15 protein-coding genes are annotated in these 12699 nt (G+C 67.2%); 6 read left to right on the forward strand and 9 right to left on the reverse strand.

Features of this window, described 5'->3' with window-relative positions; translation table 11 throughout:
- Positions 1–9: 9 nt before the first annotated feature.
- Both AC5P9F_RS19900 and AC5P9F_RS19905 read left to right on the forward strand, forming a co-directional pair.
- Positions 10–666: a hypothetical protein gene (locus AC5P9F_RS19900; RefSeq protein WP_012481452.1), complete on the forward strand. Its 657-nt coding sequence runs from the start codon at positions 10–12 to the stop codon at positions 664–666.
- Between the two features lie 73 nt (positions 667–739).
- Positions 740–1699, forward strand: coding sequence for a sodium:calcium antiporter (locus AC5P9F_RS19905; RefSeq protein WP_180872328.1), 960 nt, complete (start codon positions 740–742; stop codon positions 1697–1699).
- 74 nt (positions 1700–1773) lie between these two features.
- Here AC5P9F_RS19905 and AC5P9F_RS19910 read toward each other — a convergent pair whose 3' ends face one another.
- From AC5P9F_RS19910 to AC5P9F_RS19945, 8 genes are all read right to left on the reverse strand, one after another.
- Positions 1774–2163 carry a Na+/H+ antiporter subunit G gene (locus AC5P9F_RS19910; protein WP_005414707.1) on the reverse strand — a complete coding sequence of 130 codons (390 nt, stop codon included), beginning with the start codon at positions 2161–2163 and terminating at the stop codon, positions 1774–1776.
- Positions 2160–2444 carry a K+/H+ antiporter subunit F gene (locus AC5P9F_RS19915; protein ID WP_005411334.1) on the reverse strand — a complete coding sequence of 95 codons (285 nt, stop codon included), beginning with the start codon at positions 2442–2444 and terminating at the stop codon, positions 2160–2162. Before AC5P9F_RS19915 ends, AC5P9F_RS19910 begins: the two co-directional genes overlap by 4 nt.
- Positions 2441–2947 (reverse strand): Na+/H+ antiporter subunit E, encoded by a 507-nt coding sequence (locus AC5P9F_RS19920; RefSeq protein ID WP_005411333.1) that lies wholly within the window; start codon positions 2945–2947, stop codon positions 2441–2443. The genes AC5P9F_RS19915 and AC5P9F_RS19920 overlap by 4 nt, the downstream gene beginning before the upstream one ends.
- Positions 2944–4479 carry a monovalent cation/H+ antiporter subunit D gene (locus AC5P9F_RS19925; RefSeq protein WP_005411332.1) on the reverse strand — a complete coding sequence of 512 codons (1536 nt, stop codon included), beginning with the start codon at positions 4477–4479 and terminating at the stop codon, positions 2944–2946. Before AC5P9F_RS19925 ends, AC5P9F_RS19920 begins: the two co-directional genes overlap by 4 nt.
- Positions 4476–4868, reverse strand: coding sequence for a Na+/H+ antiporter subunit C (locus AC5P9F_RS19930; protein ID WP_024957677.1), 393 nt, complete (start codon positions 4866–4868; stop codon positions 4476–4478). Before AC5P9F_RS19930 ends, AC5P9F_RS19925 begins: the two co-directional genes overlap by 4 nt.
- A complete protein-coding gene (locus AC5P9F_RS19935; RefSeq protein ID WP_099524632.1) occupies positions 4868–7696 on the reverse strand; it encodes a monovalent cation/H+ antiporter subunit A in 2829 nt (942 codons plus the stop codon). The genes AC5P9F_RS19930 and AC5P9F_RS19935 overlap by 1 nt, the downstream gene beginning before the upstream one ends.
- Positions 7697–8029: 333 nt before the next feature.
- A complete protein-coding gene (locus AC5P9F_RS19940; protein ID WP_005411329.1) occupies positions 8030–8515 on the reverse strand; it encodes an Mpo1 family 2-hydroxy fatty acid dioxygenase in 486 nt (161 codons plus the stop codon).
- A 201-nt stretch (positions 8516–8716) separates the two neighbouring features.
- Positions 8717–9643 carry a phosphoribosylaminoimidazolesuccinocarboxamide synthase gene (locus AC5P9F_RS19945; protein ID WP_495232022.1) on the reverse strand — a complete coding sequence of 309 codons (927 nt, stop codon included), beginning with the start codon at positions 9641–9643 and terminating at the stop codon, positions 8717–8719.
- A gap of 144 nt (positions 9644–9787) precedes the next feature.
- Between AC5P9F_RS19945 and AC5P9F_RS19950 the strand changes: the two genes are divergently transcribed.
- The 4 genes from AC5P9F_RS19950 (at position 9788) to yegS (ending at position 12555) form a co-directional block, all read left to right on the forward strand.
- A complete protein-coding gene (locus tag AC5P9F_RS19950) occupies positions 9788–10117 on the forward strand; it encodes a J domain-containing protein (RefSeq protein ID WP_008265098.1) in 330 nt (109 codons plus the stop codon).
- A gap of 29 nt (positions 10118–10146) precedes the next feature.
- Positions 10147–10821 carry a ribulose-phosphate 3-epimerase gene (rpe, locus tag AC5P9F_RS19955; protein ID WP_005411326.1) on the forward strand — a complete coding sequence of 225 codons (675 nt, stop codon included), beginning with the start codon at positions 10147–10149 and terminating at the stop codon, positions 10819–10821.
- 59 nt (positions 10822–10880) lie between these two features.
- On the forward strand, positions 10881–11363 hold the full coding sequence (locus AC5P9F_RS19960) for a GNAT family N-acetyltransferase (protein WP_062605509.1): 483 nt from the start codon (positions 10881–10883) through the stop codon (positions 11361–11363).
- A 262-nt stretch (positions 11364–11625) separates the two neighbouring features.
- Positions 11626–12555, forward strand: coding sequence for a lipid kinase YegS (gene yegS / locus AC5P9F_RS19965; protein WP_012481442.1), 930 nt, complete (start codon positions 11626–11628; stop codon positions 12553–12555).
- A gap of 17 nt (positions 12556–12572) precedes the next feature.
- Here the strand turns inward: yegS and AC5P9F_RS19970 are convergent.
- On the reverse strand, positions 12573–12699 hold a 127-nt coding region (locus tag AC5P9F_RS19970), incomplete at its 5' end, for an integrase core domain-containing protein (RefSeq protein WP_146257439.1).

Raw genomic sequence — 12699 nt, forward strand, 5'->3', positions numbered from 1 at the left:
ACCGCACCGATGAAGCACCTTCCGCTTGCTGGTCTGTTGCTCCTTTCGCTCACCGCCTGCAGTGCTGGCCCCGACAAGCAGGGGGCGGCCGGCAGCGGCAGCGACACCCCGGCGGAAACCGCCTCGGCGACCGGACCCGCGCAGTCGACGGATCCCGACCTGGCCACCCGTCCAGCCAATGACCGTCGCGAGGACAGTCCCGCGCGCCTGGATGGCTTCGCTGGGGCGAAGCTGGGTGCCGGCATCGCCGAGGTCCGTGCCGGCTTCGGCACGCCGCTGCAGGGTCTGGGCACCGATGCGGCCGGCAAGCCACTGCCGGCTGACGACAGCAACGACGGCTGCTACTTCCTGCGCCCGCAGGATGCCGAAGATCCGCGCCTGATGATCGAGGGCCGCAAGCTGGTGCGCTACGACGTGCGCAGCGCCGCCATCACCGCACCGGGCGGTGGCAAGGTCGGCATGACCCTGGGTGAGCTGCAGGTGCTGTATCCCGAGCGCGCGGACGTCGGCCCCGACAAGTATGACGAGAAGGCCCAGCACCTGCGCGTGCGCCCGGCGCAGGAGGGCGGGGCGGTGATCGACTTCGCACTCGGTGCCGATGGCCGGGTGGGTGCCTGGCGCGTCGGACAGACCCCGCAGGTCGATTATGCGGAAGGCTGTGGCTGATCCTTGATCCACGGCCCAGCCGCGCGTACGGGCCAGGCGTAGAATCGCGCCACGACCGCTGGGGGAGTGCTCGATGATCGCCATTGCCATTGCCTGGTTCCTGCTCGGCCTGCTGCTGCTGGCGCTGGGCGGGGACTCCATCATCAAGGCCGTGTCCGGCCTGGCCCAGCGTTTCGGCGCCAGCCCATTCACTGCCGGGCTGTTGCTGCTCGGGGTGACCACCTCGTTGCCGGAACTGGCAGTCAACGCGCGCGCCTTGGCGGTGGGCCAACCGGAGCTGGCACTGGGCAACGCAGTGGGCAGCAGCATCGTCAACCTGGGCGTGACCCTGGCCGTGGCGGCCATGGCTGCGCCCCTGCTGCTGCGCGCGCGCCTGCAGACGGTGCTGTGGTGGTCGCTGCTGGCGGCGGGTGTGCTGCTGATCCTGTTCGGGCTTGATGGCGGCCTGGCACGCTGGGAGGGCGGCATACTGCTGGCCGGCTTCATCGTGGTGCAGGTGCTGCTGCTGCGCCGTGGTCGTAGCGAGAGCGCCGAGGTGCAGGTGGCCATCGCCGAGTCCGCACTGAGCCGCACCAGCCTGCCGTTGAACGTGCTGCGCGTGCTGATTGCCGCGTTGGCGCTGTACTGGGGCGCGCGCCTGGTGGTGGGCGCCGCCGCCGACTTTGGCGTCGCCCTGGGTTGGACGCCGCTGCTGGTCGGCCTGCTGCCGGTGGCGATCGGTACCGCACTGCCGGAGGTGGCCACCGCCATCGCCGCCGCGCGTCGCGGGCATGGCGACATGGTGCTGGGCCACGTGCTGGGTTCCAGCGTGGTCAACCTGCTGCTGGTGATCGGTGCGATGGCCGTGCTGCAGCCGCTGGCGCTGCCGGCCTCGTTCGTGCGCCTGGAACTGCCGGCGCTGCTGGCGTTCGCGCTGGTGCTGTACCCGATGCTGCGTGGCGACCTGAAGATCAGCCGCAGCGAAGGTGTGATCCTGCTGGTCGCGTTTGTCGGCTGGTTCGTGCTGGAGCTGCTGCTGGTCGGCGCGGCATGAGGTAGTGCCGGCCGCTGGCCGGCAACCCCATGGCCTTCGACGGAGCCCTTGCGGCAGCCGGCCAGCGGCCGGCACTACCGGTTCTGCGTGGCTTCCTCTTCCCGCACCGGCTCCGGCGGCGGCAGCTGCTCCTCGGCGGCACGTTCGTTGCCTGGCAGGGTGGGGCGGGTCTCCATCAGCAGCGACAGCGCGGCCTTGGCCATCATGTGCGCGCTGATTGGTGCGGTGATGAACAGGAACACGGTGATCAGCAGCTCGCGCGGCTGCGGGTCCTGGCCGAGGAAGATGTGGTAGCAGACCGAGCACACCAGCACGCAGCCCACGCCCAGCGTGCTGGCCTTGGTCGGCGCGTGCAGGCGCTTGAAGAAGGTCGACAGCTTCACCAGGCCCAGTGCGCCGACCAGGATGAAGAAGCAGCCGAACAGCAGCAGGATCGACAGGCCGATCTGGATCGCGGTGATCATTCGACGATGTCCCGGCGCAGCACGAACTTGCTCAGCACCACGGTGCTGCCAAAGCCGAGCATGGCAATGATCAGCGCCGCCTCGAAGTAGATCGGCGAATTGAGGTACATGCCGAACAGCATCAGCTCGGCGATCGCGGTCACCGACAGGGTATCCAGCGCAAGGATGCGGTCGGGCACGGTCGGCCCGCGCAGCAGGCGCCAGGTGGCCAGCAGCATGGCCAGGCCGACCACGTGCATGCACACCACCAGGGTGGTCTGGATGACTTCAAAACCGGTCATGGGAAGATCTCCATCAACGGCGCCTCGTAACGGCGCTTGATCGTATCGATCAGGTCCTGTGGGTCCTCCAGGTGCAGCACATGCACCAGCAGGAACTTGCGGTCGTCGCTGAGCGCGGCCGAGACCGTGCCCGGGGTCAGGGTGATCATGCTGGTCAGCGCGGCGATGCCGTGGATGTTGGCGATGTCCAGCGGCAGCCAGATGAAACCCGGGTGGATGTTCTTTTCCGGGCCCAGCACCTGCAGGGCGACGCGGATGTTGGACATCAGGATGTCCCACAGGGTCACGCACACCAGCCTGGGCAGTGGCCGCAGGGTGCCGATACGGGCGAACTCGCGGTCCAGGCGCGCGGCGAACAGCGGCACCACCACGCCCAGCAGCAGCCCCAGCACGATCTGGCCGAGGGTGAAGCTGTCGGACATCAGCAGCCAGAACGCCACCACCATGATGCTGAGCATCGGCGAGGGAATCAGGCGACGGAACAGGGAGCGCTGGGCGGTCATGGCTGGCGGATCTCCGGCGTGGTCGCACGCAGTTGCTGCACGTACTCGCTGGGTTGCAGCAGCTGTGCGGCGGTGGCGTCGGTGTAGCGCATCAACGGTGCCGCAGCCAGGGTCATGCCGATGCCGTAGGCCAGCAGCAGGCAGGCGGCGTAGAGTTCTACCCGGCGCAGGGGAGCCTTGCGCGGCTTCGGTGCCTCCGGATCGACCGGCGGAACGCGCCAGAACAGGCGGATGCCGCCGCGGGTCAGGCCCATGATCACCAGCAGGCTGCTGACCAGCACGGCGGTCCAGACCGGGCCGGTGTACTGCGCCGGCATGCCGGCCAGCAGCGCGGCCTTGGCCAGGAAGCCGGACAGAGGCGGCAGGCCGGCCACCGACACTGCCCCGATCAGGAACAGCACCGCCGGCGTTTCCTTGCCCGGCATCGGCGCCACCACCTCCTTGCGGTCGCTGGCGCCACCACGGCGGCGGCGGATCAGGTCGGCAACCAGGAACAGCGCAGCGGCCACGAAGCTGCTGTGCGGCAGGTAGTACAGGCCGGCCGAGAGCACCTGCGGCGTGCCCACCGAGAAGGCGATGAACAGCGTGGCTGCCGACACGATGACCAGGTAGGAAATCAGTACGCGCAGGCGGGTCGCGGCCAGGGCGCCGAGCCCGCCCAGCACCAGCGTCGCCACGCCGGCCCACAGCAGCCAGTCGCGGCCATAGCCGGCCATCGCGCCGGCATCGTCGCCGAACCACAGCATCTGGATGCGCAGCACCGAATACAGGCCGACCTTGGTCATGATCGCGAACAGCGCCGCCACTGCGGCCGGCGCGCGCGAATAGGCTTCCGGCAGCCACAGGTACAGCGGCATCAGCGCGGCCTTGGCGCAGAACACCAGCAGCAACAGGCCCATCGTGGCCTTCACCAGGGTCAGCTGCGTCGGCGGCACCGCGGCAATGCGCTGCGACAGCTCGGCCATGTTCAGCGAACCCAGCGTGGCGTACAGCAGGCCCAGCGCGATCAGGAACAGGGTCGAGGCGGTGACGTTGAACACCACGTAGTGCAGGCCGATGCGCATGCGCAGGCCGCGGCCACCGCTGAGCAGCAGGCCGTAGGAGGCGATCAGCATCACCTCGAAGAACACGAACAGGTTGAAGATGTCGCCGGTCAGGAACGCGCCGTTGAGGCCGACCAGCTGGAACTGGAACAGTGCATGGAAGTGCGGTGCGCGGCGGTCCCAACCCGAGCAGGCGTGCAGCAGGCAGGGAATGGCCAGCAGCAGGGTGGTCAGCAGCATCCATGCCGACAGCCGGTCGGCCACCAGCGCGATGCCCAGCCGCGACGGCCAGTCGCCCAGCAGGTAGACGTTGATATCACCGCCCGCGGTCGACGCGAACAGCAGGCCCACCGCCAGCGCCAGCGCCGACAGTGCGGTCCAGGCCACCGCGCGCTGCACCCTGGGGCCGTAGCGGCGGTGTTCGACGAACAGCGACAGCGCGGCGCCGAGCAGCGGAATCAGGATCGGCAGGATCACCAGATGGTTCATGCGCGATCCTCGCCCTGGCGCGCCGATGCGTTCTCATCCTGCAGGTCGTCGTCGGGCTCGTGGGCGTCCACATGGTCGCTGTGGTTGTCGCTGCGGCTGCGCATGGCCAGCACGATGCTCACTGCGGTCATCGCGAAGGCGATCACGATCGCGGTCAGCACCAGTGCCTGCGGCAGCGGGTCGGTGTAGTTGCCCAGGTGGCTGTCCACGCCCTCCTGCAGCACCGGCGCCTTGCCCAGCACCACGCGGCCACCGGCGAAGATCAGCAGGTTGGTGGCGTAGGACAGGAAGGTCATGCCGAGGATCACGTCGAAGCTGCGCGCACGCAGCAGCAGGTAGATGCCGATGGCGGTCAGCACGCCGATCGCGGTAGCCAGGGCCAGTTCCATCAGTGCATCTCCCCGGTGCGGGCCGAACGGCGTTGCAGGTCGATCTCACCCTTGCGGGCAGTGCGGGTACGCGACGGCTTGATCGTGCCCATCATCGACAGCATCAGCATGGCACCGCCGAACACCACCAGATACACGCCGATGTCAAAGCCAATCGCGCTGGCCAGCGGCACGTCGCCGATCAGCGGCAGGTGCAGGTCGAGGTGGCCGCTGGTGAGGAACGGTACGCCGAACAGCATCGAAGCGCTGCCGCTGAGCAGGGCGATCAGCAGGCCCATGCCGATGCAGCGGATGTAGTCGAAGCCGAAGCGCGATTCCACCGACGCGGTGCCCTGGATCACGTACTGGATCAGCAGCGGCACCGCCAGCACCAGGCCGGCGATGAAGCCGCCGCCCGGTGCGTTGTGGCCGCGCAGGAACAGGAAGATCGACACGGTCAGCGTCAGCGGGAACATGATCTGCGCCAGGTCGGCCGGTACCGGCAGCTTGATCGGCGGGCCGGGCATGATCTGCTCCGGCGCCATCCGCGTGCGCCGCAGCAGGGCATGCACCACCAGCGCGGCGATGCCGAACACGGTGATCTCGCCGAAGGTATCGAAGCCGCGGAAGTCGACCAGGATCACGTTGACCACGTTCTGGCCGTAGGCCTCGGGCAACGCACGGGCGAGCAGTTCGCCGGCCATGGTGTTCGGCGGCAGGGTCATCGCCGAATAGGCCAGCGCACCCAGGCCGGCGCCGGCGATGATCGCGATCACCGCATCGCGGCGCTTGCGCCAGCGCGGGCGTTCCGGCCCGGACTGCGCGGGCAGGTAGTTCATGCCCAGCAGCATCAGCACCAGGGTCACCATCTCCACGAGCAGCTGGGTCAGGGCCAGGTCGGGTGCGGACAGGAACACGAAGGTCAGCGCCACCATCAGGCCGACGCCGCCGACCAGCAGCACCGCCAGCAGGCGCTGCTTGTAGATGCGCAGGGTGGCCACCGCGCAGGCCATCATCACCAGCCACAGCGCCCAGCCCAGCAGCGGCATCGGCTGTGGCGCGGTCCAGTTTGGCGACGCCGGATCTGCCACGAATGGCGCGGCGGCAACTGCGATCGCCACCAGCACCAGGCCCAGCAGCATGCGCTGCAGGCTGCCGTTGGCGATGCCGTTGGTCAGGCGCATGGCCAGTGCGGACACGGCATCCAGCTGTGCATGGAACACATTGCGGCCAGTGCTGACGTTGGTCACGGCATGCAGGTTGATCAGCTTGCGCAGGCCGAAGTACAGCGCCACGCCGCCGATCACGCCGATCGCGCTCATCGCCAGCGGCAGGTTGAAGCCGTGCCATACCGCCAGGCTGTACTCGGGCATGGCGCTGCCGAGGATCGACGCCGCAGCGGCATGCAGCACCGGTGCCACGGTCAGTGCCGGGGCGATGCCAACTGCCACGCAGATCACCACCAGCAGTTCCACCGGTACCTTCATCCAGCGCGGCGGCTCATGCGGCACGCGATCCAGGTCGTGCGGGCCGGGGCCAAAGAAGGTGTCGTGCACGAAGCGCAGGCTGTAGGCCACCCCGAACACGCCAGCCAGCAATGCGGCGATCGACACCGCCGTGCGCATGATTCCCGGGCCTCCGGCCGTGATCGCCTCGGCAAACAGCATTTCCTTGGACAGGAAGCCGTTGAGCAGCGGGATGCCGGCCATCGCCAGCGAGGCGATGATCGCCAGCGCGCTGGTGAACGGCATCAGCCTGCGCAGGCCGCCCAGCTTGCGCATGTCGCGGGTGCCGGTCTCATGGTCGATGATGCCGGCGGCCATGAACAGCGAGGCCTTGAAGGTGGCGTGGTTGAGGATGTGGAATACACCGGCCACCACCGCCATCGGCGTGGACAGGCCGAACAGCAGGGTGATCAGGCCCAGATGGGAAATGGTCGAATAAGCCAGCAGGCCTTTCAGATCGTGCTGGAAGATCGCGTTCCAGGCGCCGATCAACAGCGTGATCGCACCGATGCCGCTGACCGTGTAGAAGAACAGGTCGCTGCCGGCCAGCGCTGGATGCAGGCGCGCCAGCAGGAACACACCGGCCTTCACCATGGTGGCCGAGTGCAGGTAGGCAGAGACCGGAGTGGGCGCGGCCATCGCGTGCGGCAGCCAGAAATGGAACGGGAACTGCGCGCTCTTGGTGAAGATGCCCGCCAGCACCAGGAACAGCGCGTACGGGTACAGCGCGCTGGCGCGGATCTGCTCGCCGGCGGCCAGCACCACGTCCAGGTCGAAGCTGCCGACGATGCGCCCGATCAGCAGTACGCCACCGAGCAGCGCAAGGCCGCCGCCGCCGGTGATCACCAGCGCCATCCGCGCGCCCTCGCGCGCGTCCTGGCGATGTGACCAGAAACCGATCAGCAGGAACGAGCTGATGCTGGTCATTTCCCAGAAGATCATCAGCAACAGCAGGTTGCCCGACAGCACCATGCCCAGCATGGCGCCCATGAACAGCAGCAGGTAGCAGTAGAAGCGGTGCGCGTTGTCCTGCTGGCTCAGGTAGTAGCGCGCGTACAGCACCACCAGCGCGCCGATGCCCAGCACCAGCCCGGCGAACATCCACGCCAGCCCGTCCAGGCGCAGGGTGAAGTCCAGGCCGATCTGCGGCAGCCAAGGGACCATCGTCCGCACCACCTGGCCGTCGAGTACGGACGGGGTCAGCCAGCCGAGGATGGCCAGTCCGCCCAACGGCGCCAGCGCCGCCAGCCAGGCAGCAGTCGAGCGCGAACTACGGGGGAAGGCCGCAACAGCCGCTGCCATCAGGAACGGCAGGGCCAGCAGCAGGGGCAGGCTGGGGAGCATGCAGGGAATCCATGATTCACGAGCAGGTCAGGGAGGATAACAGGCTGCGAAATGTCGCTGAAACCCATCGAACAGCGATCAATTGCATGTAACGTCCGCTGATTCATATTTTCTGCGACGCAACATCGCGTTCCTGCAGTCCCTCCCCGGTTGCCCTCGGGGGACGCCCTACGCCCACGCAGGGAGACCGCAGGCCCTGTCGCACAGGGGCTGCCGTCGACGGGCGGGAAGTGGGGAGCGGATCACCGGCGCAGGCTGGCAGGGCCGTCGTGGAGTGCGGGTGATGGAATCTGCCCGTTCAGGAAACGAGGGGCGCCGTCGACCCTGGGCAGGTCAGTAGCGCCAGTCGAGCTTGCGGTAGAACTTGGCCATCACCCAGGCCGGGCCGATCAGCAGGTAGGTCAGGTCGGTCAGGAAGCTGGGCTTGCGGCCCTCGAACTTGTGGCCGATGAACTGCGCGATCCAGGCCACCACGAACACGCCCACCGCCAGCCAGAACAGGTTGTGCAGGCCGATTTCGGCCTCCAGCAGGCGGCACAGGCAGCCGAACACGAAGAACTGGATGAGCATGCCGATGCCCAGCGGGCGCGACAGTTTGTTGTAGAAGCACCAGGCGCTGAACATCGCGAACGCCGACCAGATGCCGTACTGGAACCAGGTGATCAGCGGCGGCAGGCACCAGAGCAGGGCCACCACCGACCACAGGATCGCCGGGACCGCCACCACGTGGATGCGCTGGTTGATCACATTGCGGTGGTCGTCGGAGTAGCTGGCGAAATAGCGGTCGATCGGCCGCGCAAGCTCGGTGGATGTCTGCATGCTGCGTTGCTTCCTCGGACAACGGTAGTGCCGGCCGCTGGCCGGCACTCCAGAGCATAGCCGAGTTCATGAGGTTGCCGGCCAGCGGCCGGCACTACCAGAGCCAGGCCATTCCTGGCTGCAGGTGTTCGCGAGGTTGCCGGCCAGCGGCCGGCACTACCGAACGCGCCCCCCGCCTTTCCGGCCGGGGGCGCAGGCGCATCAGTCGACGCTGATCCCGGCCAGGCGCTGCAGTGCCTCGGCATACTTGGCGCGGGCGCGCTCGATGATCTCGGCCGGGATGGTCGGGCCCGGGGCGGTCTTGCCCCAGTCCAGCGTCTCCAGGTAATCACGCACGAACTGCTTGTCGTAGCTCGGCGGGCTGGTGCCCACTTCGTACTCGTCGGCCGGCCAGTAGCGCGAGGAATCCGGCGTCAGCATCTCGTCCATGATGTACAGGCGGCCATCGGCGTCGGTACCGAACTCGAACTTGGTATCGGCCAGGATGATGCCGCGCTCGCGGGCGTAATCGGCCGCGAACTTGTAGATGCGCAGGGTGGCGTCGCGCACGCGCTCGGCCAGTTCCGCACCGACCTGCTTCACCATTGCATCGAAATCGATGTTCTCGTCATGGTCGCCGACAGCGGCCTTGGTCGAGGGGGTGAAGATCGGCTCGGGCAGCTGCTCGGCCTGGCGCAGGCCGTCGGGCAGGTCGATGCCGCTGACCTTGCCGGTGCGCTGGTAATCCTTCCAGCCGCTGCCGATCAGGTAGCCGCGGGCGATTGCTTCCACCGGCACCGGCTTCAGCTTGCGGGTGACCACCGCGCGCTTGGCATACAGGGCCGGGTCCACCCCTTCGGGCAGCACGCTGGCCACGTCGATGCCGGTCAGGTGGTTGGGCATCAGGTGCGCGGTCTTGGCGAACCAGAAGTTGGAGACCTGGCAGAGCATCTCACCCTTGCCCGGGATCGGGTCGGGCAGGACCACGTCGAACGCCGACAGGCGATCGGTGGCCACCATCAGCAGGTACTCGCCCGGCGGGGTTCCGGCTGGCAGCCGCTCGCGCGGGATATCGAACACATCACGCACCTTGCCGCGATGGCGCAAGGGCAGGCCGGGGAGATCGGATTGCAACAGCGTGGTTGGCACGGGCACTCCTGGGGCGTTGTCGATACGGCTGCTGCCCAACGGACCCGGCGGGCCCGCTGACCAGCGGGCGGCCTAGTGTAAAGCCGTCCGGGCCCGCTGTGACGTAAAATGAGCGTCCATTTCGTCGGTCGACCCCGGAGCGCCATGCGCTGGTACGGAAAACTGCTCGGATTCATCGCCGGCGCCCTGCTGTTCCGGCCCAATCCGCTGTTCGGGGCGGTGGTCGGCCTGCTGATCGGCCATGCCTTTGATTCGGACTGGTTCCGCCTGAACAAGGAGAACCCGTACCGGGAGCTGGGGCTGACCTCCGAGGCCACCGATGCCGAGATCGAACGCGCCTACCGCAAGCTGATCTCGCAGTACCACCCCGACAAGCTTGGCGGCGCCGCCCCCGAGCTGCAGCAGCAGGCCGAGCAGAAGTCGCGGCGCATCAACGCCGCCTACGACCGCATCAAGACCCTGCGCAAGCGCTGACCCCTTTCCCCTCGTTGCAAGGCCCGGCCATGTCCCACTGCCTCATCGCCCCCTCCATCCTGTCCGCCAACTTCGCCCGCCTCGGCGAGGAAGTCGACAACGTCCTCGCCGCTGGCGCGGACTGGGTCCACTTCGACGTGATGGACAACCACTACGTGCCGAACCTGACCATCGGCCCGATGGTCTGCCAGGCGCTGCGCAAGCACGGCGTGACCGCGCCGATCGACGTGCACCTGATGGTCGAGCCGGTGGACCGCATCATCCCGGACTTCGCCGAGGCCGGTGCCACCTACATCAGCTTCCACCCGGAGGCGAGCCGCCACGTGCACCGCACCATCCAGCTGATCCGCTCGCTGGGCTGCAAGCCGGGCATCGTGCTGAACCCGGCCACGCCGGTGGACATCCTCGACTGGGTGCTGGAGGACCTGGACCTGGTGCTGCTGATGTCGGTCAACCCGGGCTTTGGTGGCCAGGCCTTCATCCCCTCGGCGCTGGACAAGCTGAAGGTGGTGCGCAAGATGATCGATGCCAGCGGCAAGGACATCCGCCTGGAGATCGACGGCGGCGTGAAGGCCGACAACATCGGCGAGATCGCGGCTGCCGGTGCCGACACCTTTGTCGCCGGCTCGGCCATCTTCAACGCCAAGACCAGCTACCAGGACGTGATCGCGCAGATGCGCGCCAACGTCGCCGCCGCCCGCTGACAAAAAGGGGACGGAGGGGATTAATCTCGTTTAATTCCCTCCGTCCCCTTTATCTGCGCATGGCACTGTTGAACATCCGTCCGGCCACCGTGGCCGATGCTGGCCTGATCCTGCATTTCATCCACGAACTGGCCATCTACGAGAAGGCCGAGCATTCGGTACAGACCGATGAGATCGGCATCGCCGAGAGCCTGTTCGGCGCCGATGCCACGGCGCGCGCGTTGATCTGCGAAGCCGACGGCGAGGCCATCGGCTATGCGGTGTACTTCTACAACTACTCCACCTGGCTGGGCCGCAAGGGCATCTACCTGGAAGACCTGTATGTCAGCCAGGAAAAGCGCGGCGTGGGCGCCGGCAAGGCACTGCTGAAGTACATCGCACGCCAGGCCGTGGCCGAGGGCTGCGGTCGCTTCGAATGGTCGGTGCTGGACTGGAACACCCCGGCCATCGAGTTCTACACCGCTGCCGGTGCGAAGCCGCAGGACGAGTGGACGGTGTACCGGCTGCAGGGCCAGGCGCTGCACGATTTCGCCAACGGGTGAAGCGAAGTGCATCCACGCATGGCGTGGATCTACCAACCGGGTGGGTGCGAACCTTGGTTCGCACTCCCTGCACACCCCAAAAAAAAAGCCACGCCAATCACTGGCGTGGCCTCGCTGCATGCGTGGGAGGCTGATCCTGCCTCCATCCGTCGTCCCTGCTATGGACTCCCATTCTCCGGTAGCTGAATGACATCTGCGTGACATTCACCGCAGGCAAACAGCGCATTGCTAGCCTGTGCCACCGCATCCCTGGAAGCTCTGCATGACCACCCCGCGCTGGCGCCTGATCCTCAACGGCAAATCCGCCGGCAATGATGAGTTGCGCGACGCCGTCGGCCATTGGCGCGGACAGGGCGTGCAGCTGGAAGTGCGGGTGACCTGGGAGGACGGTGACGCCGAGCGCTATGTCGCCGAGGCGATCGACCATGGCGTGGATGTGATCGTGGCCGCCGGTGGCGATGGCACGCTCAGTGCAGTGGCCGAGACACTGGCGCATCGTGAGGAGCTGGCAGATGCGCTGCCCTCGCTGGCGCTGATCCCGATGGGGACCGCCAACGATTTCGCGACTGCGGCCGGCATACCGACCGAACCGAAGGAGGCCTTCGCCTTGATCGGGCAGGCGACGCCGCACGCCATTGACCTGTTGCGCGTGGACGCCGATGGCACCCAATGGTGGTGCGCCAATCTCGCCAGCGGTGGCTTCGGCACGCAGGTGACGGTGGAGACTGATGCGGGCTTGAAGAAGATGCTGGGCGGGCTGGCCTATGTGATCACCGGCATCGCCAAGCTGGGCCGCATCGAGCCGATCACCGCACGGTTGTCCGGTCCGGACTTCGCGTGGGAAGGCGACTTCATTGCGCTCGGCATCGGCAATGGTCGCCAGGCCGGTGGCGGCCAGCAACTGTGTCCGCAGGCATTGATCGATGATGGGCTGCTGGATGTCACCGTGCTTCCGGAACTGGAGGGTGAGGTCACCGCCACGCTCGGCCAGATGCTGAAGTCGGGCACCCAGGCCGCGCTCGAACAGCTGGCCACGCGCGCGCGGCTGCCGTGGCTGGAGATCGCATCTGAGCGCCCACTGACCCTCAATCTGGATGGCGAGCCGGTACAGGCCCGCCAGTTCCGCATCGAGTGCGTGCCGGGCAGGGTGCGGATGCATCTTCCGGCTGGCTGCCCGTTGCTGGGTGGGTAGGGAGGTAGAGTCGACTGTTAGTTGTGTAAACCCACCACGTTGTTCAGCAGGACTCTGGAAATAGGTGGCTGGCCACCGATCCCCATGTGAGGGCGGTGCCAGTTGTAGTGGTGCAGCCATTGGGTCAGCACGGAATTGCGCTGG

The organism is Stenotrophomonas sp. YJH_SMC_4 (assembly GCF_059371575.1).